This window comes from Pseudomonas marginalis (assembly GCF_008692035.1).
Taxonomy (GTDB): Bacteria; Pseudomonadota; Gammaproteobacteria; order Pseudomonadales; family Pseudomonadaceae; genus Aquipseudomonas; species Aquipseudomonas marginalis.
The window spans coordinates 1,651,031-1,677,336 of record NZ_VTFG01000001.1 but is presented as its reverse complement, the minus strand read 5'-3'; the positions used below and the strand labels follow the sequence as shown (position 1 = coordinate 1,677,336).

The 26,306-nt window shown below is 60.7% G+C and carries 21 protein-coding genes and 4 tRNA genes; 12 read left to right on the top strand and 13 right to left on the bottom strand.

Annotated features, from left to right (window positions below; translation table 11 throughout):
- Window positions 1-159 precede the first annotated feature (159 nt).
- From FX984_RS07480 to copC, 3 genes are all read right to left on the bottom strand, one after another.
- On the bottom strand, window positions 160-1,410 hold the full coding sequence (locus FX984_RS07480; RefSeq protein ID WP_146477074.1) for an OprD family porin: 1,251 nt from the start codon (window positions 1,408-1,410) through the stop codon (window positions 160-162).
- 191 nt (window positions 1,411-1,601) lie between these two features.
- Window positions 1,602-2,459, bottom strand: coding sequence for a copper homeostasis membrane protein CopD (copD, locus tag FX984_RS07475; RefSeq protein ID WP_146477076.1), 858 nt, complete (start codon window positions 2,457-2,459; stop codon window positions 1,602-1,604).
- Between the two features lie 3 nt (window positions 2,460-2,462).
- Window positions 2,463-2,828, bottom strand: coding sequence for a copper homeostasis periplasmic binding protein CopC (gene copC, locus FX984_RS07470; RefSeq protein ID WP_146477078.1), 366 nt, complete (start codon window positions 2,826-2,828; stop codon window positions 2,463-2,465).
- A gap of 115 nt (window positions 2,829-2,943) precedes the next feature.
- On the opposite strand from copC, the gene FX984_RS07465 reads away from it, so the two are divergent.
- Window positions 2,944-3,564 carry a TetR/AcrR family transcriptional regulator gene (locus tag FX984_RS07465; RefSeq protein ID WP_027606227.1) on the top strand — a complete coding sequence of 207 codons (621 nt, stop codon included), beginning with the start codon at window positions 2,944-2,946 and terminating at the stop codon, window positions 3,562-3,564.
- Between the two features lie 95 nt (window positions 3,565-3,659).
- On the opposite strand, the gene preA is transcribed toward FX984_RS07465, so the two are convergent.
- From preA to hydA, 3 genes are all read right to left on the bottom strand, one after another.
- Complete coding sequence (gene preA / locus FX984_RS07460; protein ID WP_065927011.1) at window positions 3,660-4,934, bottom strand: NAD-dependent dihydropyrimidine dehydrogenase subunit PreA; 1,275 nt, start codon at window positions 4,932-4,934, stop codon at window positions 3,660-3,662.
- On the bottom strand, window positions 4,934-6,301 hold the full coding sequence (locus FX984_RS07455) for an NAD(P)-dependent oxidoreductase (RefSeq protein WP_146477080.1): 1,368 nt from the start codon (window positions 6,299-6,301) through the stop codon (window positions 4,934-4,936). Before FX984_RS07455 ends, preA begins: the two co-directional genes overlap by 1 nt.
- Before the next feature lie 156 nt (window positions 6,302-6,457).
- Window positions 6,458-7,897, bottom strand: coding sequence for a dihydropyrimidinase (gene hydA / locus FX984_RS07450; protein WP_027606230.1), 1,440 nt, complete (start codon window positions 7,895-7,897; stop codon window positions 6,458-6,460).
- Between the two features lie 591 nt (window positions 7,898-8,488).
- On the opposite strand from hydA, the gene FX984_RS07445 reads away from it, so the two are divergent.
- Together FX984_RS07445 and FX984_RS07440 are read left to right on the top strand one after the other, a co-directional pair.
- Window positions 8,489-9,970, top strand: a complete 1,482-nt coding sequence (locus FX984_RS07445) for an NCS1 family nucleobase:cation symporter-1 (protein ID WP_065940162.1) — start codon at window positions 8,489-8,491, stop codon at window positions 9,968-9,970.
- A gap of 25 nt (window positions 9,971-9,995) precedes the next feature.
- Entirely contained in the window at window positions 9,996-11,279 is a 1,284-nt protein-coding gene (locus tag FX984_RS07440; protein ID WP_092354617.1) for a Zn-dependent hydrolase, read from the top strand.
- A gap of 123 nt (window positions 11,280-11,402) precedes the next feature.
- On the opposite strand, the gene FX984_RS07435 is transcribed toward FX984_RS07440, so the two are convergent.
- From FX984_RS07435 to FX984_RS07420, 4 genes are all read right to left on the bottom strand, one after another.
- Window positions 11,403-11,861 carry an REP-associated tyrosine transposase gene (locus FX984_RS07435; protein WP_146477083.1) on the bottom strand — a complete coding sequence of 153 codons (459 nt, stop codon included), beginning with the start codon at window positions 11,859-11,861 and terminating at the stop codon, window positions 11,403-11,405.
- A gap of 247 nt (window positions 11,862-12,108) precedes the next feature.
- Entirely contained in the window at window positions 12,109-13,527 is a 1,419-nt protein-coding gene (locus FX984_RS07430) for an efflux transporter outer membrane subunit (RefSeq protein ID WP_146477085.1), read from the bottom strand.
- Window positions 13,511-14,680: an efflux RND transporter periplasmic adaptor subunit gene (locus tag FX984_RS07425; RefSeq protein WP_092354608.1), complete on the bottom strand. Its 1,170-nt coding sequence runs from the start codon at window positions 14,678-14,680 to the stop codon at window positions 13,511-13,513. Before FX984_RS07425 ends, FX984_RS07430 begins: the two co-directional genes overlap by 17 nt.
- A complete protein-coding gene (locus FX984_RS07420) occupies window positions 14,670-17,891 on the bottom strand; it encodes an efflux RND transporter permease subunit (protein WP_146477087.1) in 3,222 nt (1,073 codons plus the stop codon). The genes FX984_RS07425 and FX984_RS07420 overlap by 11 nt, the downstream gene beginning before the upstream one ends.
- A gap of 207 nt (window positions 17,892-18,098) precedes the next feature.
- Here FX984_RS07420 and FX984_RS07415 point away from each other — a divergent pair, with 207 nt between their 5' ends.
- Complete coding sequence (locus FX984_RS07415) at window positions 18,099-18,509, top strand: PA0061/PA0062 family lipoprotein (protein WP_027606238.1); 411 nt, start codon at window positions 18,099-18,101, stop codon at window positions 18,507-18,509.
- Here FX984_RS07415 and FX984_RS32415 read toward each other — a convergent pair.
- Window positions 18,506-18,667, bottom strand: coding sequence for a hypothetical protein (locus FX984_RS32415; RefSeq protein WP_166655314.1), 162 nt, complete (start codon window positions 18,665-18,667; stop codon window positions 18,506-18,508). The two genes, FX984_RS07415 and FX984_RS32415, sit on opposite strands and share 4 nt — an antisense overlap.
- Before the next feature lie 211 nt (window positions 18,668-18,878).
- On the opposite strand from FX984_RS32415, the gene FX984_RS07410 reads away from it, so the two are divergent.
- The gene (locus tag FX984_RS07410) at window positions 18,879-19,541 is read left to right on the top strand and encodes a C39 family peptidase (RefSeq protein ID WP_027606239.1); all 663 of its coding nucleotides are present in this window, start codon (window positions 18,879-18,881) and stop codon (window positions 19,539-19,541) included.
- Between the two features lie 43 nt (window positions 19,542-19,584).
- Here FX984_RS07410 and pbpG read toward each other — a convergent pair whose 3' ends face one another.
- Together pbpG and folD are read right to left on the bottom strand one after the other, a co-directional pair.
- Entirely contained in the window at window positions 19,585-20,508 is a 924-nt protein-coding gene (gene pbpG, locus FX984_RS07405; RefSeq protein WP_027606240.1) for a D-alanyl-D-alanine endopeptidase, read from the bottom strand.
- Window positions 20,509-20,715: 207 nt separating this feature from the next.
- On the bottom strand, window positions 20,716-21,570 hold the full coding sequence (gene folD / locus FX984_RS07400; RefSeq protein WP_027606241.1) for a bifunctional methylenetetrahydrofolate dehydrogenase/methenyltetrahydrofolate cyclohydrolase FolD: 855 nt from the start codon (window positions 21,568-21,570) through the stop codon (window positions 20,716-20,718).
- Window positions 21,571-21,845: 275 nt separating this feature from the next.
- Between folD and FX984_RS07395 the strand changes: the two genes are divergently transcribed.
- The 7 genes from FX984_RS07395 (at window position 21,846) to clpX (ending at window position 26,155) form a co-directional block, all read left to right on the top strand.
- Window positions 21,846-21,922: transfer RNA gene (locus FX984_RS07395), tRNA-Arg, on the top strand.
- 32 nt (window positions 21,923-21,954) lie between these two features.
- Window positions 21,955-22,030: transfer RNA gene (locus FX984_RS07390), tRNA-His, on the top strand.
- A 56-nt stretch (window positions 22,031-22,086) separates the two neighbouring features.
- Window positions 22,087-22,171: transfer RNA gene (locus tag FX984_RS07385), tRNA-Leu, on the top strand.
- A 77-nt stretch (window positions 22,172-22,248) separates the two neighbouring features.
- Window positions 22,249-22,324 (top strand) — tRNA-His (locus tag FX984_RS07380).
- Between the two features lie 397 nt (window positions 22,325-22,721).
- Window positions 22,722-24,032: a trigger factor gene (gene tig / locus FX984_RS07375; RefSeq protein WP_027606242.1), complete on the top strand. Its 1,311-nt coding sequence runs from the start codon at window positions 22,722-22,724 to the stop codon at window positions 24,030-24,032.
- A 91-nt stretch (window positions 24,033-24,123) separates the two neighbouring features.
- On the top strand, window positions 24,124-24,759 hold the full coding sequence (clpP, locus tag FX984_RS07370) for an ATP-dependent Clp endopeptidase proteolytic subunit ClpP (protein WP_003174822.1): 636 nt from the start codon (window positions 24,124-24,126) through the stop codon (window positions 24,757-24,759).
- Window positions 24,760-24,871: 112 nt separating this feature from the next.
- On the top strand, window positions 24,872-26,155 hold the full coding sequence (gene clpX, locus FX984_RS07365) for an ATP-dependent Clp protease ATP-binding subunit ClpX (protein WP_003238279.1): 1,284 nt from the start codon (window positions 24,872-24,874) through the stop codon (window positions 26,153-26,155).
- Window positions 26,156-26,306: the final 151 nt, after the last annotated feature.

Sequence of the window (26,306 nt, the reverse complement as noted above, 5' to 3'; positions counted from 1 at the left end):
CCCAGGTTGTCAACGTTCTTCCAGACGAGTGAGATTCAAATGTGGGAGGGGGGCTTGCCCTCGATGAGGGCGTGCCAGTGAATGCATCTGTTACTGACCCACCGCCATCGGTAGCAAGCCCCCTCCCACAGGGGATTTTCTGGGCTGGGAGACTAGGTTCTACAGCAGGGAGATTGGATAGCTGATAAAGATCCGGTTTTCGTCGAACTCGTTGGTGCTGAAATCCCGACGCATGGTGGAATTCCGCCACTTAACGTTGAGGTTCTTCAACGCACCGCTCTGCACGGTGTAGGCCAGTTCCGATTCGCGCCCCCATTCCTTGCCATCGGTGATCGCCCCGGTATGTACGTTACTGCCGCTGATATAGCGGTTCATCAGGGTCAGCCCTGGCACACCGAGTACGACGAAGTTGAAGTCATGCCGCACCTGCCAGGATTTTTCCTTGGCGTTGTCGTAGCTGGCGTTGTAGCTGTCGTTGGCCAGGGTGCCGCCACTGGTGCCGTTGACGCGCATCCACACGCTGTCGCCGGTGAGTTTTTGCAGGCCCACATAGAAGGTGTTGCCGTTGTACTTGGCCGAGAGCAGGGCGAACACGGTCTTGTTGTCGAGGTCGCCGGCCAGGGCGCTGCCGTCTTCCTTGCCGTTGAAGAAACCGAGGTTGGCCCCCAGGGTCCAGTCGCCCACGGGCTGGCTGTGGGTCAGGTTGAAGTACTGCTGCTGGTAGATATCGGCCAGCTCGGCGTACCACACGCCGACCTGGGTGCGCTTGTCGTTGAAGGTGTATTCGCCGCCGCCGAAGTTGAAGCGATCGGAGGTGAACGCGGCTTTGCCGTTCATGAACATGTCTTCCATGCTCGCGTCGTTGCGCGGGCTGTTGCCGCGAAACTGGCCGCCGTAGAGGGTCAGGCCGGCGATTTCGCTGGACGTCACCTGGCCGCCGCGAAAGGTCTGGGGCAGCGAGCGGCCATCGTCGGAGCGCAGGATCGGCAGCACCGGCATCCACTCGCCGACCTTCAATTCGGTCTTCGACAGCCTGGTTTTCAGCGCCACGCCCAGGCGCCCGAAGTTGTCGGCGGGGCGGCCGTCATCGTGGATCGGCAGCAACTGGGTACCGCCGGTGCCTTTGCCGCCATCGAGCTTCTGGGAATACAGCCCCAGCACATCGATGCCGAACCCCACGGTGCCCTGGGTGAAGCCGGACTTGGCGTCGAGAATAAAACTCTGCGTCCACTCTTCAGCCTTGCCCTGGGGGTTGCTCGGGTTGGTGAAGTTGCGGTTGAAGTAGGCGTTGCGCAGGTTGAGCGTGGCCTTGGCGTCGTCGACGAAACCGTCGGCGTGGGCGAGGAGGGGCAGGGTAAACAGGCCGATAACACTGAGACGCGCGGACGAATTGCGGGCGAATGGACTCACAGTGACGCTCCCTTTCATTTGTTGTTTTTATTATTTGTTATACGTCGTCGTACAACATTAGGGCGGATATTTGCGGGGTTTTCGTGGGGTGTCAAGCAGAAGTTATACGATGACTAGGTGAGGGTTGATCCAGAGCGCACAGGGTCAATGTGGGAGGGGCGGTGCGACGATTCGACTTGCCCCTTCCACATTCAGCCCGTCAGGGCCATTGGCGGCAAAGTGCCAAGGAGTGAAACGGCCGCGACTGCACAAACACCGAGCAGCCATTCCAGCATCACGCTGGCCTTCAAGCTGCCCAACCGCTGTTCGCCGCTATCCAGGCGCAACCGGTTCAACAATGCCAGCGCCAACATGCCCAGCACCAGCATCACCTTGATCAACAGAATCAGGGCAAAACCACTGAACAACGGGGTGGGCCACAGCTGCCCGGTAAGTACGCGCACATTGATCAGGCCGGTCACCAGCAGGCCGCTGACCAGGCCATAACCCACGCCGCTGAAACGACGCAGGACAGGCGCCAGCTCAACACGGTGTGACTGCCTGAGGATCAATACCAGCAGCAGTAACCCACCCAGCCATGCGCCGACGCATATCAGGTGCACCACCTGGTTGAGGATCAACAACTGCCCGCTCAGCCCGTCGAGCATGGCGCCATGGCCGACCGGGGCGAGGGTCATCAGCAGCAGTGTGAGCAATGGCAGGCGCGGGGTTTTCCACGGGGTTATCAGGGCGATGACCAGCAAGCCATTGACGATCAGGTGCCAGGTCCACACCTGGCCAAAAAAGGTCTTGCCCAGCACCAACTGCACGGTCGACAGTTCCAGTGCCGCCGGCCATGAACCGGCCATGCTGGCGGTAATCAACCCCAGCCAGATCAGCCCCGACGCGAGGGCCGTCCATGCCAGCCCACGGGTGATGCGCAGCAATTGCCGGTCGAGCATGGGCTGCGCTGCAGCGCCGAGAAGCCAGGGCCTGAATACACAGGCCCCGAACATCAACAGCACGACGATGAAATGCACGAACCGGCACAGCACCAGCAGCGTTGCCATGGGTTATTGGCCGACCTTGAAGCTGTATTCACCGCTGCTCTTGTGGGTGTCCACCGACACCGCATTCCACACCACCTTGTAGGTGCCCGCCGCAAGTGGGGCGGCCGGTGTCACCACTAGGGTTTTCTTGTCGGCGTCCGGGGTTTCCAGGCCTTTGATGGCGATTTCGATGCCGTCTTTGCTCAGGGACACCTTGGTGAAGGTGGCTTCGACGCCTTCGCTGAAGGTCAGGCGCAGGTCTTGGGGCGCGGTGATGCTGCTGTCCGCCGCAGGCGTGGAGCTTTTGAGATGAGCATGGGCAAATGCTGCGGAGGCACCCAGCAGGGAGGCGAGCAGGGCGACAGTGGTCAGGGTTTTCTTGATCAACATTGTGCAATACCCATCAATGGTTAGGAGCGGGCAGTGTACGAAGTTTCGACTGCGCCTGTCGCCCCGATCTAGAGCGGTGGTAGTCTTTGGGGCATGTCTTTGTCAGGGAGCCCTTATGGGCAATCACAAGAGCGGAATTCGCCGGGTCAACGTCGAGAAAATCCTGCTGGCGGCGGAGAAAATCTTCGCCGAAAAGGGCTACGGCAGCACCGCCATGGCCGATATCGCCGAAGAAGTGCAACTGCCGCGCTCCAACCTGCATTACTACTTCACCACCAAGAGCGAGCTGTACAGCGCGGTGCTGTTCGACCTGCTGGAAGTGTGGAAGCAGGACGCCCTCAGCTTCGAAACCTTCGATGACCCCCGGGTGGTGCTCAGCAGTTACATCCGCGCCAAGATGCAGCGCTCGCGCACGCGGCCCTATGGCTCCAAGGTCTGGGCCAACGAGATCATCCACGGCGCGCCGACACTCGGTGAGGCGTTGGATGAAAGCCTGTACGACTGGGCCAAGATGAAGGAAGCGAAAATTCGCCAGTGGGTGGAAGACAAGCGCATCCTGCCGGTGGAGCCGTCGAGCCTGCTGTACATGATCTGGGCGTCGACCCAGCACTACGCCGACTTTGATCACCAGGTGAAGATTTTGAATGATCACCAGCCGTTGTCGGATATGCAGTTCGAGAAGGCGATCCAGACGGTGACCAGTGTGATTTTGCGTGGGATTGGGTTGGAGCCTTGAGTACTGTGGTGGGGCTTAGGGCCTCATCGGGGGCAAGCCCCCTCCCACATTTGATGTGTGGTGTGGGAGGGGGCCCCCGATAGCGGCCTGCAGGCCTAAACCGCTTCCCGGTACGGATTCCTCGGATCCTGCGTCCAATTCAAAAACGGCTTGCCCGTGTCGATCGGTACCATCTCGATGCAATCCGCCACCGGGCAGGTGATCTGGCACAGGTTGCAGCCCACGCACTCGTCATCGATCACTTCGTATTTATGCGTGCCGTCCGCCTGTTTCAGACTGGCGATGGCCTGGTGCGAGGTGTCCTCACAGGCAATATGGCAACGCCCACAGCCAATGCACGCCGCCTGGTCGATCCTGGCGATCACCTGGTAGTTGATGTCCAGGTACTTCCAGTCCGTGGTGTTGCCCACCGCACGCCCGGAAAATTCTTGCAGGCTGGTGTAGCCCTGGCTGTCCATCCACCGCGACAGCCCATCCTTCATCTCTTCCACGATGCGAAAACCATGCAGCATCGCCGCCGTGCACACCTGCACCGCGCCGCAACCGAGGGCGACGAATTCCGCGGCGTCGCGCCAGTTGCCGATGCCGCCGATCCCGCAGATCGGTAGGCCCTGGGTCTGTGGGTCACGGGCGATTTCGGCAACCATGTTCAGGGCAATCGGCTTGACCGCCGAACCGCAGTATCCGCCGTGGGTACTCTGGGTGCCGACCATCGGCAGGGCGACCATGCGTTCCAGGTCCACGCTGGTGATGGAGTTGATGGTGTTGATCAGCGACACCGCGTCCGCACCGCCGCGATACGCCGCCCGCGCCGCCACGCGGATGTCGGTGATATTCGGCGTGAGCTTGACGATCACCGGCAGCGAGCAATAGGTCTTGCACCAGCGCGTCACCTGTTCCACGTATTCCGGCACCTGGCCCACCGCCGCGCCCATGCCGCGTTCGGGCATGCCGTGGGGGCAGCCGAAGTTCAGCTCGATACCGTCGCAGCCGGTGGCTTCCACCAGGGGCAGGATGTTTTTCCAGGACTCCTCTACGCAGGGCACCATCAGCGACACGATCAGCGCGCGGTCGGGCCAGTCCTTTTTGACCTGGGTGATTTCCCGCAGGTTGATCTCCAGGGAGCGGTCGGTGATCAGTTCGATATTGTTGATGCCCAGCACTTCACGGTTGGCGCCGTAGTGCGCCGAGTAGCGCGATGACACATTGACCGCCGCCGGGTCTTCACCCAGGGTCTTCCACACCACGCCGCCCCAGCCGGCTTCAAATGCGCGGACCACGTTGTAGGCTTTGTCGGTGGGCGGCGCGGAGGCCAGCCAGAACGGGTTGGGGGCCTTGATACCGGCAAACACAATCGAGAGATCGGCCATTACGCAGCCTCCACATTCAGCATGAGTTGGGCGTGCATGGCTTCGGCGGCCAGCTTGCCGTGTTGCACCGCCTGCACGGTGAGGTCCTGGCCGAGGCTGACGCAGTCACCACCGGCGTAGACCCCAGGGACGCTGGTGCGCAGCTGTTCGTCGACGAAGATACGCTCGCCGACGCGGTGCAGCTGTTGCGCCAGGGGATCGTGCAAGGCGTCGTTGTCGAAGCCCTGGCCGATGGCCTTGAAGATGGCATCGGCGGCCAGTTCGAAGGTTTCTCCGGTGGATTGCAGGCGGCCGTTTTCCAGGCGGGTGCGGGCGAAGCGCATGCCGCGTACGTGGCCCTGGTCGTCGAGCAGGACTGCTTCGGGTTGGGCCCAGGTCAGCAGGCGCACCTGATTGGCCTTGGCGATGTCCTGCTCATGGTGGGTGGCGCCCATGTCGGCCAGGCCACGGCGGTAGACGAGGTTCACATCACGGGCACCGAGCCGGGCCATTTGCACAGCCATGTCGATGGCGGTATTGCCGGCGCCGAGCACGATGCAGCGGTCGGCCAGGGGCAGTTGGCTCAGGTCATCGGCCTGGCGCAGTTCGCGGATATAGTCGGTGGCGGCGAGCAGGCCGGGTGCGTCCTCATGGGGTAAGCCGAGTTGCTTGCTGGCCGCCAGGCCCAGGCCGAGGAACACCGAATCGAATTGCTGGTGCAGTTCGCTCAGGGTGAGGTTGTCGCCCAGGCGCTGGCCGTGGCGGATTTCGATGCCGCCGATCTGCAGGAGGAAATCCAGTTCCTTCTGGGCGAAGTCATCGACCAGCTTGTACTTGGCGATTCCGTATTCATTCAGGCCACCGGCCTTTTCCTGCGCTTCGAAGATCACCACGTCGTGCCCGTGCACAGCGGCGCGATGGGCGCAGGCCAGCCCTGCGGGACCTGCGCCGACCACGGCGATGCGTTTGCCGGTGGGGGCGGCACGCTGGAACGGGTGTTCGCTGAAGTGGGCGTTATCGATGGCGTAGCGTTGCAACAGACCGATCAGCACCGGCGCGCATTCTTCGGCGTTGTTACGCACGCAGGCTTGCTGGCAGAGGATCTCCGTCGGGCAGACCCGCGCGCAGCTGCCGCCAAGGATGTTGGCCGAGAGGATTTTCTGCGCGGCGCCCTGGACGTTGTCGGTGTGGATATTGCGGATGAACGACGGGATGTCGATTTCGCTGGGGCATGCGTTCACGCAAGGGGCGTCGTAGCAATAGAGGCAGCGCGAGGCTTCCAGTTGGGCCTGGCGCGCGTTGAGCGGCGGCGCCAGGTCGGTGAAATGGCTGGCGAGGGTGGCGCCGTCTTCATGGGGATGGGGGAGGTGGGTCAGGGTCTGGATCACGGTGTGGGCCTCACGGTTTTTCTGGATTGCCTCTAAGTGGGCATTTTTGTTGCCTGTACTGGCCTCATCGGGGGCAAGCCCCCTCCCACATTCGACCGAGTTGTATCTGAATGAATGCGGTCAAGTGTGGGAGGGGGCTTGCCCCCGATAGCGGTCTCAGCGCTTCACAGCAACCGGCCTGGAATGCTCCGCCCGCTTGCTCAACTGCTCGAACACCGACGGATACGCCGGCCGTTCCACATAGCGCCCGGCGCCACGTTCGGCGCGCAGGTCGCCATCGGCCCAGACCAGCTTGCCCTGGCTGATGGTGTGGCTCGGCACGCCGCGCACGGTCTTGCCTTCGAAGATGTTGAAGTCCACCTTCTGATGGTGAGTCTTGGCGGAAATGGTCCGCGTGCCTTCGGGATCCCACAGCACCAGGTCGGCATCCGCACCCACGCGGATCGCGCCTTTGCGTGGGTAGAGGTTGAAGATCTTCGCGGTGTTGGTGGAGGTCAGCGCGACGAATTCCTGCATCGACAGGCGTCCGCTGTTGACCCCTTCGTGCCACAGCAGCGCCATGCGGTCTTCGATACCGGCGGTGCCGTTGGGGATCTTGCTGAAGTCGTCACGCCCGACGGCTTTTTGCTCGGCGCAGAAGCAGCAGTGGTCGGTGGCGGTGGTGTGCAGGTTGCCGGATTGCAGGCCATGCCACAGCGCTTCCTGATGCCCGCGCGGGCGGAACGGCGGGCTCATCACATAGCCGGCGGCGGTTTGCCAGTCGGGGTGCTGGTAGACGCTGTCGTCCAGCAGCAGGTGGCCGGCGAGCACTTCGCCGTAGACCGCCTGGCCCTTGCCCCGGGCGTAGGTGATTTCATCCAGCGCTTCCCGGGTGGACACGTGCACCAGGTACAGCGGCGTGCCGATGGTCTCGGCGATACGGATAGCGCGGCTGGCCGCTTCGCCTTCCACCTGGGACGGGCGCGACAGCGGGTGCGCTTCCGGCCCGGTGATGCCCTGGGCCATCAGCTTGCGTTGCAGGTGGTACACCAGCTCGCCGTTTTCCGCATGCACGGTGGGTACGGCGCCGAGTTCCAGGCAGCGTTCGAAGCTGGCCACCAGGGTGTCGTCGGCCGCCATGATCGCGTTCTTGTAGGCCATGAAATGCTTGAAGCTGTTGATGCCGTGGTGGCTGACCAGCTCGGCCATTTCCTCGCGCACCTGCTCGCTCCACCAGGTGATCGCCACGTGGAAGCCGTAGTCGGCCGCGGATTTTTCCGCCCAGCCCCGCCACTGATGGAACGCTTCCATCAACGATTGCTGCGGGTTGGGAATCACGAAGTCGATAATCGACGTGGTGCCTCCGGCCAGACCCGCCGCCGTGCCGCTGAAAAAATCTTCACTGGCCACCGTGCCCATGAAGGGCAGTTGCATATGGGTATGGGGGTCGATGCCGCCGGGCATCAAATATTGGCCGCTGCCGTCGAGTTGTTCAGTGCCGGCGGGGATATCCAGGTCCGTGCCAATGGCGCGAATCAGACCGCCTGCGCATAAAACATCGGCGCGGTAACTTTCATCATGGGTAATAACGGTGGCGCCACGGATCAACAGCGACATGTCGAGTTCCTCACAGGCTTGACCGGCTTGTGCCAGTTCTAAGTGTTGTATGGCTACGCGCCGATGGTCGGTTAATTCCTGTCATCGGTGACAGGAATAGAAACTAGCCCGAGTTTTTCGATTGGGCAAGAAGATTTTTTATAAGCTTATATTGAATTTAAATTGTTGATTTATAAGGTAAAAAATACAAAATCACCAAAATGCAGCGGCCTCTCACCATTTTGACGCACTTGACAGGTTCTCAATATGAGCAACATTTCTTATTGCAAATCAGACGCTTGAGAGATGCCTCTTGACGGGGTCGGTAAATAAAAATAATTGTGGTGCACCAGATTGAGTCCTGACAGTTCGGATAACTTGCGCGTTATTTAGCCTGAGTCACGCGGCAAGTACCGTAGGCACAATCGGAAAGCTGATTAACATCAGCCAGTTATATAAGCGGTGCGGGTTCAAGGGCAGTTGTCGGCACGGTTATTGAGTGCAGTGGTGGCTGGCCGGGCCCGTGATGTCATGTTGTTTACGAGGTACTCCGGCCACCCTGCGTTCAGCGCGGGGTGAGCAACAATAATTCGAAAAAACCGTGGAGCGGCCATGCAACAGAACAGATCGCAAGTCATTGAGCGCAACGGCCTGTACGAACTCGACGCCGGCCCCGACGTCCTCGACAGCCCTCGCTACAACCACGACATGGCACCGACCAAGGTGCACGAACGCACCTGGAACAAGTGGCACATCACCGCGCTGTGGGTCGGCATGTCGATCTGCGTGCCCACCTACACCCTGGGCGGTGTGCTCACCGCGTATTTCGGCCTGTCGGTGGGTGAGGCGCTGATGGCGATCTTGCTGGCCAATATCGTGGTGCTGATCCCGCTGACCCTCAACGCTTTCCCCGGCACCAAGTACGGCATTCCGTTTCCGGTGTTGCTGCGTTCGTCCTTCGGCATCCTCGGTTCCAACGTGCCGTGTTTGATTCGGGCATTGGTGGCCTGCGGCTGGTTCGGGATCCAGACCATGTTCGGCGGGCTGGCGATCCATCTGTTCCTGGGCTCGATTTTCGAGGGATGGAAGTCCCTCGGCGGCACCGGTGAAGTGATCGGCTTCATGATTTTCTGGTGCCTGAATCTGTGGGTGGTGCTGCGCGGTGCCGAGTCGATCAAGCGTCTGGAAACCCTCTCGGCGCCGTTGCTGGTGGCGGTGGGCATCGGCCTGCTGGTATGGGCGATGCCCAACGTGTCGATCAGCGAGTTGATGGCAATCCCGCCCAAGCGGCCCGAAGGCGCGAGCCTGACCGGTTACTTCATGGCCGGCCTTACCGCGATGGTGGGGTTCTGGGCCACCTTGTCGCTGAATATTCCCGACTTCAGCCGCTACGCCAAAAGCCAGAAGGACCAGATCCTCGGGCAGATTTTCGGCCTGCCGCTGACCATGTTCCTGTTCGCCGCCCTCGGCGTGATCATGACCGCCGCCTCGGTGAAACTGGTGGGCGTCAGCGTGTCCGACCCGGTGACCCTGATCGGCCATATCCAGAGCCCGGTATGGGTGGCCGTGGCCATGGCGCTGATCATCGTCGCCACGTTGTCCACCAACACCGCCGCGAATATCGTCTCGCCCACCAACGACTTCCAGAACATCGCGCCCAAGCTGATCAACCGCACCACGGCGGTGATCCTCACCGGGTTGGTGGGCTTGGCGTTGATGGGCCACGAACTGCTGAAAAAACTCGGCCTGATCGTCTCGGATGTGAGCCTGGAAACCGTGTATTCCAACTGGTTGCTGGGCTATTCGAGCCTGTTGGGGCCGATTGCCGGGATCATGGTGGTGGACTACTTCATCACCCGCAAACAACAACTGGACCTGGCCGGCCTCTACCGCGACGACGTGTACCCGGCGTGGAACTGGAGCGGTTTTATCGCCTTCGGTGTTCCGGTGGTGCTGACCTTGCTGTCCCTGGGCAGTGATGCGTTCAGCTGGTTCTACAGCTACGGCTGGTTTACCGGTTCGGCGTTGGGCGGGTTGTTGTATTACGGCCTGAATGCCAGGCGTGGAGCCAGCCCGGTGGTTGTCAATTCATAAGAAATACACGCCTGAGGAGATCCCCATGAACGCTGCCCTCGACGTTCTGCAATCGACCCACCAGCACATCAACCGCGACCGCTTGTGGCAGTCGCTGATGGACCTGGCCAAACTCGGCGCCACCCCCAAGGGCGGCGTGTGCCGCCTGGCCCTCACCGACCTCGACCGCAAGGCCCGCGACCTGTTTGTGCAGTGGTGCGAAGACGCCGGTTGCACCGTGACTGTCGACGGCATCGGCAATATCTTCGCGCGCCGCCCTGGGCGTAATCCCGACCTGCCGCCGGTGATGACCGGCAGCCATATCGATACCCAGCCCACAGGTGGCAAGTTCGATGGCTGCTTTGGCGTGCTGGCGGGAGTGGAGGTGCTGCGTACGCTCAATGACCTCAAGATCGAAACCGAGGCGCCCTTGGAAGTGGTGGTGTGGACCAACGAGGAAGGCTCGCGCTTCCCGCCGTGCATGATGGGCTCGGGTGTGTTTGCCAGGAAATTCACCCTGGCGGATACCCTGGCCAAGGTCGATGCGGACGGGGTCAGCGTGGGTGATGCGCTGAATGCGATCGGCTACGCGGGAACCCGTCCTGAGAGTGGGCACAAGGTCGGTGCGTATTTCGAGGCGCATATCGAACAAGGGCCGATTCTGGAGGATGAGAAAAAGACCATCGGCGTGGTGCTCGGCGCCCTCGGGCAGAAGTGGTTCGACCTGAAACTGCGCGGTGTCGAGGCCCATGCGGGGCCGACGCCGATGCACCTGCGCAAGGACGCCCTGGTAGGCGCGGCGGCGGTGGTGGCGGCGGTCAATGCGGCGGCCTTGGGGCACCAGCCCCATGCGTGCGGGACCGTCGGTTGCCTGCAGGCGTATCCCGGTTCACGCAACGTCATTCCTGGCGAAGTGCGCATGACCCTGGACTTCCGGCACTTGGAACCGGCACGGTTGGATTCGATGATTGCCCAGGTGCGCAAGGTAATCGACGAGACCTGTGCCAGGCATGGGCTGAGTTTTGAAATGGAACCCACGGCTGACTTCCCGCCGCTGTACTTCGACAAAGGCTGTGTGGACGCCGTGCGCGATGCGGCCAATGGGCTGGGCTTGTCGAACATGGACATCGTCAGCGGGGCAGGGCACGACGCGATTTTCGTCGCCGAGTTGGGGCCGGCGGGGATGATCTTTGTGCCGTGTGAAGGGGGCATCAGCCACAACGAAATCGAGAACGCCGCCCCGGATGACCTGGCGGCGGGGTGTGCGGTGTTGTTGCGGGCCATGGTGGCTGCATCGGCAGCCATCGCCAGCGGCAAACTCGCCGCCTGAAATGCGGGTAAAAAATGTGGGAGGGGGGCTTGCTCCCGATAGCGGTGTATCAGTTACAGATAAGCTGACTGACCTACCGCAATCGGGAGCAAGCCCCCTCCCACATTTGAACTGTGTATGACGTTAAACCCAGATGGCATCCCACAGTGGGTAGTCGCCAATCCGCTCGACCAGACCCGCTCGCAATGGATTAGCCACCACATACCGGGCCATTTTCACCAAGTCATCTTCCTTGCGCAGTGCGCGGTCATGAAAGCTTTCTTGCCAGAGCCGGCCCTTGCGACCACTCACGCCATTGACGGTCCTGGTGCTTTTTGACTTCACCTGGCGCATCAAGTCCGCCAGCGAGCCTTTTTGCAGTTCAAGCAGCCAATGGAAATGGTCCGGCATGATGACCCATGCCAGGGAATTGGCCAGCCCTTGGTACTGGGCTAACCGAAATTGCCAGACCACCAGGCGACCGAGATGGAAATTGCTGAATATCGGTATGCGTTCGTGGGTGTTGGTGGTGACGAGGTAGATGCGGTCGGGTTCGCTGAATCGACCGATGCGCAGGCGGTGTGAAGCGGGTAAATCTGCCATTCCCTGGCCCTCTCTAGATGTGCTTAGAGAGGCTAGATTGGCGAGCAGGCGGTTGATGGGCAGGCTTTTGGCAGGATGTGTCTGGAAGGACGCTATCGGGGGCAAGCCCCCTCCCACATTGGCTCAGCGGCGCTTATACATTATGTGTCTGACGCAGGACCCGTGTGGGAGGGGCTTGCCCCGATGGCGGTGGCTCAGCTACGGATAAACTGGCTGTTCCACCGCTATCACTGTGCCTGGGGTGATGTCAGGCGCCAGGTTGCCAGCCGCCGCCGAGTGCGGTCATGAGTCCTACACTGGCCTGCAACTGCCGCGTCTGCACCGCCTGCAATGTCCGCTGCGCCTGCAACGCCGCCGTCTGCGCGGTCACCACATCCAGGTAACTGACCGCCCCCGCCTGATAGCTGTTCATCGCCAATGATTGCGTATGCTGCGCCGCATCCGCTGCCGCCTGTTCATCCTGCGCCTCCTGCTGCAAATCCCGTAGTTGCGCCAGGTTATCTTCCACCTCGCGCACGGCCTTCAGCACCTGGCTACGGTACTGCGCCGACGCCTCTTCAAACTCGGCCTTGGCCTGGCGTTCATTGGCGCTCAAGCGGCCACCGTCGAAGATCGGCAGGTTCACCAACGGTCCCAGCGCCCAATACCGATTGCCCGCCGACAGCAGATTGCCGACGCCCTGTGTCTGTCCGCCAATCAACCCGGTCAAGCTGAAGTCCGGGTACCACGCCGCCTTGGCCACGCCGACATTTGCGTTGGCCGCAAACACCCGGCGCTCTGCCGCTGCAATATCCGGGCGACGTTGCAACAGGTGGCTTGGCAACTGCGACGGAATTCCCGGCAGGGCGATCAGTTGCTGGCCGGGCGGCAAGGTAAAGTCGCTGGCTGCCACACCCACCAACTCGCCGATGGCGTGCTCGGTGAGGTTGCGTTGCCCACGCACTTCATCCAATTGCGCCCTGGCCTGCGCCAGTTGATTTTGCGCACGGGTCAGGTCCAGCTCCGAGGCTATCTGGCCCTCGTAGCGGCTGCGGGTCAATTGCAATGCCTGGCTGAAATCATCCAGCGAGCGAGTGAGAATCCGGCTCTGTGCATCCAGCCCATTGAGCTGCACGTACAAGGTCGCCAACTGACGCTGCAAACTCAGGCGCGCCACCGCCAGGTCATCCCCGGACGCTTGCGCCTGGGCATCGCCGGCCGCGACCTGGTTGCGGATTTTGCCCCACAGGTCCAGGTCATAGCTCAAGGAAAACCCCGCGATGTTGCTGTTGTACACCGACGGTTGCGTATCCCCCCGCAACGGTCGCGAATCCGATTGCCGCTGGCGCAGCGGTTGCGCGCTGGCGGTGATCTGCGGGAACAGGCCTGCGTGCAGTTGGCTGGCATACGCTTGGGAAGCATCAAAGTGCGCCAGCGCCGCCGCCAGGTCCGGGTTGGCCTTGAGCAGCTGCTGTTGCAGGTCATCCAGGCGCGAATCGTTGTAGAGTTTCCACCATTCGGGCGCCAGTTGGTCGGAGGGCTGGGCGCTGTGCCAGGGCCCATCGCTGGTCTGTTCGCGGTAGTGGGCCGGCAGGTCGATCGCCGGCACCTTGTAGGTCGGCGCCATCGAGCAACCCTGCAAGACCAGCAGCGTCAATGCGGCGAGCGGTTTAAGCCTTATGCGCATGCGCACCTCCGGAGGCATCGGCGAGCTGCACGGGATCACCTTCGCGCAGGGCATCGGGCGGGTTGTCGACGATGCGGTCGGCGGGTTTCAAGCCCTGGTCGATCACCAGGCGTTCGCCCAGGTCGAGGCCGATATGGATGGGCTGCAGGTGCACACGGTTCTGCCCGTCCAACACCGCCACCTGGGTGCCCTGGGCGCGGAAGATCAGGGCGCTGGCCGGGATGCTCACGCCATGGGTATCGGCCGGAATCGGCAGGGTGGCCTCGGCATAATCACCGGGCAGCAGCTCGCCGTCGGGGTTGTCGGCGACGAACTGGGCGAGCAGGGTGCCGGAGCGGCGGTCGATGGCGGTGGAGTCACCGATCAGGCGCGCCTTGAAATGCTTGCCGGGGTGCTCGGGCACGGTCAGATCGGCTTCAAGGCCCGGATGGATGACCGCTGCGTAGTTCTGCGGCACCGGTACGTAGAGGCGCAATTGATGGGTGTCGGCAATGTTGAACAGTTCCGGATCGCTGTCGGTGTCGGCCTTGATCAGCTGGCCGATATCGGTGTTGCGCGCGGTGATGGTGCCGGCGAACGGGGCGCGAAGGGTCTTGTAGCTTTCCAGTGCCGACAGCCGGGCATAGTCGGCAGCGGCGGCCTCGGCGTTGGCCTTGGCGGCAGCGGCATTGGAGGTTTTTTCATCGGCCTCCTGGCGCGAGACCGAATGGCTGGCCAGCAGGTTTTGCCAGCGCGTGGCGGTGGTTTCGGCCAGGCGTGCGTTGGCCTGTTCCTGCACCAGGCGTGCATGGGTCTGCGCCAGCTGTTGATCCAGGTCGGGGCTGTCGATTTCCGCGAGGACTTGCCCGGCCTTGACCCGGCTGCCGATATCGACTTTCCAATCCTTCAGGTAACCGCTGACCCGGGCGTGGATCGGCGCCTTGCTCCAGGCTTCCAGGTGCGCCGGCAGGCGCAAGGTATCGCCGGCCACATTCTGCCGGGGCTGGAACACCATCACGTGCGGGATGGCGGCGGTCTCGGTCCAGGCCGTGACCGATTGTTCGTGCAGCGTGCGGGCATGCAGGCCGTTGGCGACCAACAGGGCGGCCAGGGTCAGGCCGCCGACACCCATGAGCATCAGACGCTTGCGCGAGGGTTTGTGATCAGACGACATGTGGGGTTTCTCCTGCAACTGCGCGAGTAGGGTGACGACCGTGGACCAGGCTGAAGACCACGGGAACAAACAACAATGTGGCGAGGGTCGCGAAGATCAAACCGCCGATGACGGCGCGCCCGAGCGGGGCGTTCTGCTCCTCGGAAATTGCCAGGGGCAACATGCCGATGATCATCGCCAGGGCGGTCATGCACACCGGGCGGAAGCGCGTGTAACCGGCCTCCATGGCGGCTTTCAACGCATCACCATGTTCGGCCAGGCGCTCACGGCAGAAGCTCACCACCAGGATCGAGTTGGCCGTGGCCACGCCCATGCACAGGATGGCGCCGGTGAGCGCTGGCACCGACAAGGAGGTGCCGCTGAGGAACAGCATCCACACGATGCCTGCGAGCGCCGCCGGCAACGCGGTGATGATGACGAACGGGTCGGCCCACGACTGGAAGTTGATCACGATCAGCAGGTAGATCAGCACCACCGCACCCAGCAGGCCAAGGCTCAAGCCGCTGAAGGCTTCATGCAGCGCATCGATCTGCCCGTGCAGGCTGATCGTCGCGCCTTTGGGGCGCAGATGCGCGGTGTCATCCAGCACCTTTTGCACGTCGCGGGCTACGCCGCCGAGGTCGCGGCCCTGCACGTTGGCGTACAGGTCCAGGGTCGGTTCGATGTTGTAGTGGGTCACCACCGCCGAGCTTTGCACGCGGGAGATAGTTGCTACGCCGCCGAGGATCTGCGACTGCCCATCGGCGCCGGTGACCGGCAGCGCTTCCAGCGACGGCAGGCTGTCGAGTCGGTATTGCGGGGTGGCGGCGACAATGGAATAGGACACGCCGTTGGCCGGGTTGAGCCAGAAGGTCGGCGCGGTCTGCGAACTGCCGGCCAGCGACGCCACCATGCTGTTGGTCACGTCCCGCTCGGTAATGCCCAGGCCGTTGGCGCGCATGCGGTCGACATTCACCTGCAGTGACGGGTAGCCGGTGGACTGCTGGATGCGCAGGTCGGCGATACCGGGCACGTGTTGCAGGCGACGTTCCAACTCGACGGCATAGGCGCGGTTTTCTGCATCGCTGCGCCCGGAGATTTTCACGTCCAGCGGCGCCGGCGCGCCGAAGTTGAGGATCTGGCTGCTGATGTCCGCCGGCAGGAACGCAAAGTGGCTGCCAGGGAAACTCTGCGGCAGCGCTTCACGCAGTTTCTTCACGTAGTCCGCGGTAGGCGCATGGCCCTTTTTCAGGCTGACCTGGATGTCGCCATCCTGCGGGCCGATGGTACCGCTGCTGCTGTAGGCCATGTCGATGCCGCTGAGCGGAATGCCAATGTTATCGACGATGGTGTCCAGTTCTTCGGCGGGGATCACTTCACGGATCCGCGCTTCGATGCGGTCGAAGGCGGCAGCACTTTCTTCGATACGCGTGCCCAGCGGCAAGCGCACGTGCAGGGCCAGCGCACCGGCATCCGTCGCCGGGAAAAAGTCCTGGCCCAGGCTGGGCAACAGCAGGAATGAGGCGAGCACGCAGGCCAGGAAACCGACGATAAAACCCTTGCGATTGCCCAGGGCCAAGGTCAGCAGGCCGTGGTAGGTGTCGCGGATATTCGAGAAGTGACGCTCGAAACCCTGCTGGAAATTCAGCACCGCTTGCAGTGCGGCATTGCGCGGTTTCGGGTGCTGCTCGCCCTCATGGTGGTTGATGAATGCATCTTCGGGATGGTGCCCCACGCCTGGCTCCGGCGTGTGCGGCTTGAGCAGGAACATCGCCAGCGTCGGCACCAGGGTGCGCGAAAGAATGAATGAGCTGGCCATGGCAAAGATCACCGCCAGCGCCATCGGCCGGAACAGATAACCGGCGATGCCTTGCAGCAGGAACATCGGCACGAACACGATGCAGATGCACAGCAGCGAGACGAACGCCGGGCCGACAATTTGCGCGGCGCCGTCGAGGATCGCGGTCTTCACCGGCTTGCCTTGCTCCAGGTGCCAGTTGATGTTTTCGATGGTCACCGTGGCGTCGTCCACCAGGATCCCTACGGCCAACGCCAGCCCGCCGAGGGTCATGACGTTGAGGGTCTGCCCGCTGACCGCCAGCAGCGCAATGGCCGACAGCACCGCCAGGGGAATCGACGCCGCGATAATGATCGTGGAGCGCCAGCTGCCGAGGAACAGCAGGATCATCGCACTGGTCAGCAGCGCGGCGATGATGCCTTCCTGGGCCACGCTGCCCACCGATTGCTTGACGAATACCGAGGCGTCGCCCAGCAGCGAGGTCTTCAGTGACGGCGGCAGGGTTTCGTTGATGCGCGGCAGCATCTGGCGGATACCGTCGATGATCGACAGGGTGGAAATGCTGCCGTTTTTCAACGCCGGCATCAGCACCGCGCGATGGCCGTCGACGCGCACGATGTTGGTCTGCGGCGGCGAACCGTCGCGCACGTGGGCGACCTGGCCGATGGTGATCAGCGCGCCGTCGACGGTCTTGATCGGCAGGTCGTTGAGCTCATCGATGGCCTTGGGGCTGTTGTTGAGCAGGATCGTGTATTCATTGGGGCCGAGTTTGGCGGTGCCCACCGGGATGATCTGGTTCTGCAGCGCCAGGGCATTGCCCACATCCTGGGCCGACAAGCCTTTGGCCGCCAGCGCCTGGGGGTCGAGGTCAAGGGTGATCTGCCGCTGCTTGCCACCCATCGGCGTGGGCATGGCCAGGCCGGGCAGGGCGCTGAGGGGCAGGCGGATATTGTTCTGCACCAGGTCGCGAATTTTGGCTTCCGACAGCGTCGGGCTGGAGAACGCCATTTGCAGGATCGGCACCGTGGAGGCGCTGTAGTTGAGGATCAGCGGTGGCGTGATACCCGGTGGCATCTGCTTGAGCACCGTTTGTGACACGGCGGTCACTTGGGCGTTGGCGGTGCGGATGTCGACGCCGGGCTGGAAGAAAATCTTCACGATGCCCATGCCGGGCAAGGATTGCGATTCTATATGTTCGATGTCGTTGACGGTGGTGCTCAGGGAGCGTTCGTAGGTGTAGATCACCCGGCCGGCCATGGCGTCCGGCGACAGGCCGTTGTACTGCCAGACCACGGCGACCACAGGGATGCCGATATCGGGAAACACGTCGGTGGGGGTTCGCAGGGCCGCCATCGGCCCGATGATGCAGATGAATATGGCCAACACGATAAACGTGTACGGCTTTTGCAGTGCGGTCTTTACCAGCCCGAGCATGCGTGAACCTCCGAGGGAGCAGGATTGCAAACCCCGGCAGTCTTGCCCGACCCACCTAACACGCGCCTTTCAGCCAGGTGAAGGAACATTTAGGTAAGGGCTGAAGATCGTTTCATATGGATTCATTTGTTCTACAGGGCGTGGCTGCCCAAGCTTGCATCCCATCGGACGACTTGTCTTTTTACTGATGTTCTTTGGAGCCCTGCCATGTCACTCAAACCTTTATTGATGATCCCCGCCCTGGGGGCTGTTTTGTTGTTGTCGGCCTGTGCCGGCCCGATTCCCAAGGCGGACCCCAGCGAAGCCTGGATCGGCTTGAAAGAAGAAGCGCCGAACGACCTGATGGCCGAACGTGTGGACGGCAAGCGTGTCGACGACGGGCGCTTTTTCGAGGTGACCCCCGGGGATCATCGCCTGGACGTGACGTTGTTCGAGGAAGAAGCCGGCGACGACAACCAGCAGGACTGCCAGGGTCGGGTCGAGTACAAGGATTTCAAGGCGGGTGAGCATTACACCCTGGTGGAGTCGAGCCTGGGCACCACCGTGCGCGCATCCCTGATGGACGGGCACGGTAAGGAAGTCGCGGCGACTCAGGATTTCAATTGCATGCCTGGCTAGGCGTGGTGCACCGCCGCTCTATGGGGCTTGGCGGGTGCCTCAGGTTTGACGTGGGGGTGATGGTGCCGGCGGGTAATGCGCAACACCCCCCACAACATGGCGCCGGCTACCGCCAGCCAACCGCAGATCAACAGGAAAATCGTTGTTGCAAGGCTCATTTTGGCCTCCTTTCGCCCCGCAGGGGGCACACACAGTCTTCTCAATGGACAGTCTAGCTACCCGGCGGTTGCCTGCTATTGACCAATGGTCGTGTTCGTCCAACTCGTTTGCTCTAACCGCGACGCTTTACTGAGCCTATGGGCTATACCCGCGTGGCAGAGCGTCCTATGATCAGGGCCCTCACCGGCAGTTGATCAAGAGAGTAAAAAATTGCGGTTACGGTCGAACCTTAAAACATCCTTGTTGCTGGCCTGTGCCCTGGGGCTCGCGGCCTGTTCCGGGCAGCCGTCGAAACTTCCGGGCCTGCCGGAACGTGTCGAACTCAATGGTGTGCCGACCTTTCGCAGCGAGGCTTATCAGAGCGGTCCTACGGCATTAGCCAGCATGCTGTCGCAACAAGGCATTGTGATGACACCGGGCTTGTTGGATAAGCCGTTGCATTTGCCGGGCGGTGAAGCGGACCTGGAGCGCAACATGCAGGTGCTGGCCCGTGAGTACGGGCTGATGGTGTACCCGCTGGATGCCAAGCTGACCGCGGTACTGGCGCAGGTGGCGGCGGGTTACCCGGTGATGGCGCGGATTGGCGGCGGCCTGTTGTCTGACGCGCACTACGTGGTGGTGGTGGGTTTCAACCAGCAGAAAAGCACGGTGCTGTTGCGTTCAGGCATGGACCGACGCCTGCTGATGAGCTTCAGCGACTTTGAGTCGAAGTGGAGCAGTGCCGGGCACTGGGCAATCGTCACCCAGCGCCCGAGCCAATTACCGGCCAATGTGGATGCGCAGCGCTGGCGGGATTCGGCGAACGCAACGGCCCAGGCCGGGCAGGAGCGGGCGGCAGCGCAGGCGCTCAAGGTGTTGGCGGAACACAAATAAAATGGGAGGGGCGAGCCCCTCCTAAATGCGTTCTCGGTGTTCCTTAACGGCGGACTTCGGCGGCATTCGCGCGGTTCTTCAGGTTCTTGTCAGCCTTGTAGCGCAGCGCGACGTCCGGCACCGAGCCGCCCTTGCCGGTCTCGACCCAGCTACGGATACGGCTGGCATCGGCAAAGTGGGTGAATTTGCCGAAAGCATCCAGGATCACCAGCGACACGGGACGATTACCCATGCGGGTGACCAGCACCAGGCAATGACCGGCCTGGTTGGTGAAACCGGTCTTGGTCAGCTTGATATCCCAGTTGGCGCGGTTGATCAGGTGGTCGGTATTGGAGAAACCCAGGGTGTAGTTGGGCTTGCGGAACGCTACGGTCTTTTCCTTGGTGGTGCTCAACTGGCTCAGCATCGGAAATTTTTGCGCGTAGGCCAGCAGCTTGCTCAAGTCGCGGGCGGTGGACACGTTGTGGATCGATAGGCCGGTGGGCTCGACATAATGGGTGCTGGTCATGCCCAGGGCCTTGGCCTTGGCGTTCATCGCGGCAATAAAGGCCGCGTAGCCGCCCGGATAGTGGTGCGCCAGGCTAGCGGCGGCGCGGTTTTCCGAGGACATCAGGGCAATCAGCAACATCTCCCTGCGCGGCATCTGGCTGCCGATCTTCACGCGGGAGAACACGCCTTTCATCTCCGGCGTGTCGGTGATGTTGATGTCGATGTACTCGTCCATGTTCTGCTTGGCTTCAAGCACGATCAGGCCCGTCATCAGCTTGCTCACCGAGGCGATAGGCACTACCACGTCGGGATTGCTGGCGTAGATGACCTTGTTGGTCTGCAGGTCCACCAGCATGGCGCTGCCGGAAGCGATCTGCAGTTTGGAGGGATCCCGCGGCGCCAGGGCGGAGTCGGCAGCGTGTGCAAAGGTGCCGGTGAACGCAAAAAACAGGCTGACAATGGAAAGACGAATTTTCACGCGGATGAACTCGCTAAAAAGTAAGAAATACCGTTGGGAAACGGGTTTTGTGATAAATGGCGTTACATTTTAGGAGTATGGACGAGAGACTGTCGAATGTTCTTCTAAAACCGGACGAAAGTGCTTAAAAACTAAGAAAAAACAGGTTTTCTTCCGGGCAATAAAAAGCCCTGCGATAAGGCAGGGCTTTTTCAGTACGGCTGGTTATTAACCGTGCAGGGTTTCTGCGGCGTACAGGGTGTTTTCCAGCAGGCAGGCACGGGTCATCGGGCCAACGCCACCCGGCACCGGGGTGATCCAGCCGGCGCGGGGCAGGGCGGTTTCATACACCACGTCGCCGACCAGCTTGCCGTCTTCCTGGCGGTTGATGCCCACGTCGATGACGATGGCGCCTTCCTTGATCCATTCGCCCTTGACCAGGCCCGGCTTGCCGGCGGCCACGACGACCAGGTCGGCACGGCCAACGTGGCCGGCCAGGTCCTTGGTGAAGCGGTGGGTCACGGTGACGGTGCAGCCGGCCAGCAGCAACTCCATGGCCATTGGGCGGCCCACGATGTTGGACGCGCCGACGACGACGGCATCGAGGCCGTACAGGTCGACACCGGTGCTTTCCAGCAGGGTCATGATGCCTTTGGGCGTGCACGGGCGCAGCAGTGGGATACGCTGCGCCAGGCGGCCAACGTTATAAGGATGGAAACCGTCGACGTCTTTGTCAGGGCGGATGCGCTCGAGCAGCTTGGACGCGTCCAGGTGCGCGGGCAATGGCAATTGCAGGAGGATGCCGTCCATCGCCGGGTCGTCGTTGAGGCTGTCGATCAGGTCGGTCAGGGCCTGCTGGGTGGTGTCGGCAGGCAGGTCGTAGGCCTTGGAAAGAAAGCCGACCTCTTCACAGTCTTTACGCTTGTGCGAGACATAAACCTGAGAGGCAGGATCGCTGCCGACCAGGATCACCGCGAGGCCAGGCGTGCGCAAGCCTTGCTGGCTGCGCTCGGTGACTCGTTTGGCGATCTGCTGGCGCAGGCTGGCGGCGATTGATTTGCCGTCGATAAGTTGTGCAGTCATTACGCGTGATTAACCATCGAGAGGGGGAGGAAAAGTGCGCGCATTCTCGCACGCCACGGCGTGAGGGCAAAGGCGCTTGGTCCGCAAATTGGCCTAACCCCTTAAATAAAATGAATTTTTTTCAAAAAAGATTTGACGGGTTTCCAGGCCCTCTATACTATTCGTCGCACTTGTCGGGCACAGCCTAGCACTGGTTAAGAAGGTCGAGCAGAATCGTTGTTCTGCAAGGCTGGAAGCACTTAGTTTGTAATCCTCCAAGAGTACAGATTAATAAGGCGCCCGTAGCTCAGCTGGATAGAGCATCCGCCTTCTAAGCGGATGGTCGCAGGTTCGAGTCCTGCCGGGTGCGCCATTAGGCAGCTTTGGCACAAGTAGCGCTATATGGTGGGCGTAGCTCAGTTGGTAGAGCACGGGATTGTGACTCCCGTTGTCGAGGGTTCGATCCCCTTCGTCCACCCCATATTTTGAAAGGCGCCAGATTAACCGTCTGGCGCCTTTGCTTTAAGAGCTTCAAGCGCGGATGTGGTGGAATTGGTAGACACACTGGATTTAGGTTCCAGCGCCGCGAGGCGTAAGAGTTCGAGTCTCTTCATCCGCACCAAATAAGGCCTTACTCGGTTTACATGCAGGGTGGGGTTAGACAAAGAAGTAGTTTGGTTTCTTTGTTAACGCAATATGGTGGGCGTAGCTCAGTTGGTAGAGCACGGGATTGTGACTCCCGTTGTCGAGGGTTCGATCCCCTTCGTCCACCCCATATTCGAAAGGCGCCAGATTTAACAGTCTGGCGCCTTTTTTGGTTTTGGCGGTTCGGTTTTTCGTGGCTGCGGGTTGTGGGTCGCGATGGCGATGCGTTTCATCGTATTTATGTGTCTCGATGATACTGCATTGTTATCTGCCTTCATTGCGAGGTAGGCCGTCAGGGAGATGGGCGACGATCCCTTCTATATATAGAGGGGCGGCGCAGAGCCCTGGCGTGATTGGCTTTATTTGTCACCGGGGCGGGGCGCGACAGTGCCTTCGTACCGATAAATTGCCGGCTGTTTACGGGCGTATTTCCAGTAGGGTGACTTCTTGAGTTTGACCCACTAGAATGCATGCCCTTGATTGGGGTCGGAAATGGCCGGCTAACGTCTGTGCAACGAGGAATATCCATGCAAGTTTCTGTTGAAAATACTACTGCTCTCGAGCGCCGCATGAGCATCACCGTGCCGGCTGAGCGCATCGAGACTGCGGTCAACAAGCGTCTGCAGCAGACTGCCCAAAAGGCCAAGATCGCTGGTTTCCGTCCAGGCAAAGTGCCAATGAGCGAAATCAAGCGCCGTTTTGGTGCTGATGCACGCAATGAAGCCGTCGGTGACGTGATCCAGGCTTCCTTCTACGAAGCAGTGGTTGAGCAAAAGCTGAACCCGGCTGGTTCGCCTTCGATCGAGCCCAAGTCCCTGGAAGCGGGCAAGGACCTGGAATACGTTGCCGTATTCGAAGTGTTCCCTGAGTTCGAAGTGGCCGGTTTCGACGGTATCGCTATCGAGCGCCTGAGCGCCGAAGTGGCTGATTCGGACCTGGACAACATGCTGGAAATCCTGCGCAAGCAGAACACCCGTTTCGAAGTGGTCGACCGTGCTGCCCAGAACGAAGACCAGCTGAACATCGATTTCGTTGGCAAGGTTGACGGCGAAGCATTCGCTGGCGGCTCCGCCAAGGGCACTCAGCTGGTGCTGGGTTCCAACCGCATGATTCCTGGCTTCGAAGACGGCCTGGTTGGCGCCAAGGCCGGCGAAGAGCGTGTCCTGAACCTGGAATTCCCTGCTGACTACCAGAACCTGGACCTGGCTGGCAAAGCCGCCGAGTTCACCGTGACCGTCAACAGCGTTTCCGAGCCTAAGCTGCCAGAGCTGAACGAAGAGTTCTTCAATCAGTTCGGCATCAAGGAAACAGGTATCGAAGGCTTCCGCACCGAAGTTCGCAAGAACATGGAGCGCGAGCTGCGCCAGGCTATCAAGTCCAAGGTCAAGAACCAGGTCATGGATGGTCTGCTGGCCTCCAACCCGATCGAAGTGCCTAAGGCCCTGCTGTCCAACGAAGTGGATCGCCTGCGCGTACAGGCTGTCCAGCAGTTCGGCGGCAACATCAAGCCAGACCAACTGCCGGCCGAGCTGTTCGAAGAGCAAGCCAAGCGCCGTGTGGTGCTGGGTCTGATCGTGGCTGAAGTGGTCAAGCAGTTCGACCTCAAGCCTGACGAAGATCGCGTCCGCGAAATGATCCAGGAAATGGCTTCGGCCTACCAGGAGCCTGAGCAGGTCGTGGCCTGGTACTACAAGAACGACCAGCAGCTGAACGAAGTACGTTCGGTTGTGCTGGAAGAACAAGTTGTGGATACTGTTCTGCAGAAGGCTAAGGTGACCGATAAAGCGGTCTCTTACGAAGAAGCAGTCAAGCCGGCGGAAGCAGCACAAGCCGACTGATTGTCCAACTCGTTGGAAATTCAACCATAAGCCAGCCTCGCGCTGGCTTATGCGTTTTCAAGACATGACTATTTGGGAGTAACTGCAGAGCATGTTCCGTAATTCCTATATTCAGCAGAACTCTGATATCCAGGCCGCAGGCGGCCTGGTCCCGATGGTTGTCGAGCAGTCCGCTCGTGGCGAACGCGCCTACGACATCTACTCGCGCCTGCTCAAGGAGCGAGTGATCTTTCTGGTGGGCCCGGTAGAGGACTACATGGCCAACCTGATCTGTGCGCAACTGCTGTTCCTTGAAGCGGAAAACCCGGACAAGGACATCCATCTCTACATCAACTCGCCGGGCGGTTCGGTGACAGCGGGCATGTCGATCTACGACACCATGCAGTTCATCAAGCCGAACGTATCGACGACCTGCATTGGCCAGGCCTGCAGCATGGGCGCGTTCCTGCTGACCGCAGGTGCCGAGGGCAAGCGTTACTGCCTGCCGAACTCGCGTGTGATGATTCACCAGCCACTGGGCGGTTTCCAGGGTCAGGCGTCGGACATTGAAATCCACGCCAAGGAAATCCTCTTCATCCGCGAACGCCTCAACACGCTGATGGCCAAGCACAGCGGGCACACCCTGGAAGAAATCGAGCGCGACACCAACCGTGACAACTTCATGAGCGCCGAAGCCGCACGTGAATATGGGTTGATCGACGCAGTGATCGAAAAGCGCCCCGCTTAATATAAGCCGCTCAAAATAGGGCTGGTCGGGTTTTCCGATCATCTGCGGGCTTGAAAAAGCCCGCATAAGCCTTCATCTTGTGTTGCAAGCCTATCGGATTTGGATCGAACGAATGACTGACACCCGCAACGGCGAGGACAACGGCAAGCTGCTCTATTGCTCCTTCTGTGGCAAAAGCCAGCATGAAGTGCGCAAATTGATTGCCGGCCCCTCGGTCTTTATCTGCGACGAGTGCGTCGACCTGTGCAATGACATCATCCGTGAGGAGGTGCAGGAAGCCCAGGCCGAAAGCAGCGCGCATAAATTGCCTTCGCCTAAAGAAATCAGCGGCATCCTTGATCAGTATGTGATTGGTCAAGAGCGTGCAAAGAAGGTTCTGGCCGTAGCGGTATACAACCACTACAAGCGCTTGAATCAGCGTGACAAGAAAGGCGACGAAGTCGAACTCGGCAAGAGCAACATCCTGCTGATCGGTCCTACAGGCTCGGGTAAGACCCTGCTTGCAGAAACCCTCGCTCGCCTGCTGAACGTTCCGTTCACCATCGCCGACGCCACCACCCTCACCGAGGCTGGCTACGTGGGCGAAGATGTCGAGAACATCATTCAGAAACTGCTGCAGAAGTGCGACTACGACGTAGAGAAGGCCCAGATGGGTATTGTCTATATCGACGAAATCGACAAGATCTCGCGCAAGTCCGACAACCCGTCGATCACTCGGGACGTTTCCGGTGAAGGCGTGCAGCAGGCCCTGTTGAAACTGATCGAAGGCACGGTTGCTTCCGTACCGCCACAAGGCGGCCGCAAGCACCCGCAGCAGGAATTCCTTCAGGTTGATACGCGCAACATCCTGTTTATCTGTGGCGGCGCATTCTCCGGCCTGGAGAAGGTTATTCAGCAACGGTCTACCCGTGGCGGCATCGGTTTCAGTGCAGAAGTGCGCAGCAAGGAAGAAGGCAAGAAGGTGGGCGAGTCCCTGCGTGAAGTCGAGCCTGACGATCTGGTCAAGTTCGGTCTGATCCCGGAATTCGTTGGCCGTCTGCCGGTCCTGGCCACGTTGGACGAGTTGGATGAGGCGGCTCTGATTCAGATCCTCACCGAACCGAAAAACGCCCTGACCAAGCAATATGCCAAGCTGTTCGAGATGGAAGGTGTGGACCTCGAGTTCCGTACTGACGCGCTCAAATCGGTGGCCAAGCGGGCACTGGAGCGCAAGACCGGTGCACGTGGCCTGCGTTCGATCCTCGAAGGTGTATTGCTCGACACCATGTACGAAATCCCCTCGCAGTCCGAGGTGAGTAAAGTGGTGATCGACGAAAGCGTTATAGAAGGCAAGTCCAAGCCACTGTATATCTACGAAAACAGTGAGCCGACTGCCAAGGCTGCGCCAGACGCGTAAGCGTTTCGCAGTTTTGGTACAAACGAAGGGGCCTCTAGGGGCTCCTTTGTTTTTCATAAGGATTTTTACTGCGTGTAACTGCCAGCATTGAGCTTGTTTTTTTTACACGCAGCCCCCATCTTGGTTTCAAGCTTATTTTTCAACTGTCATA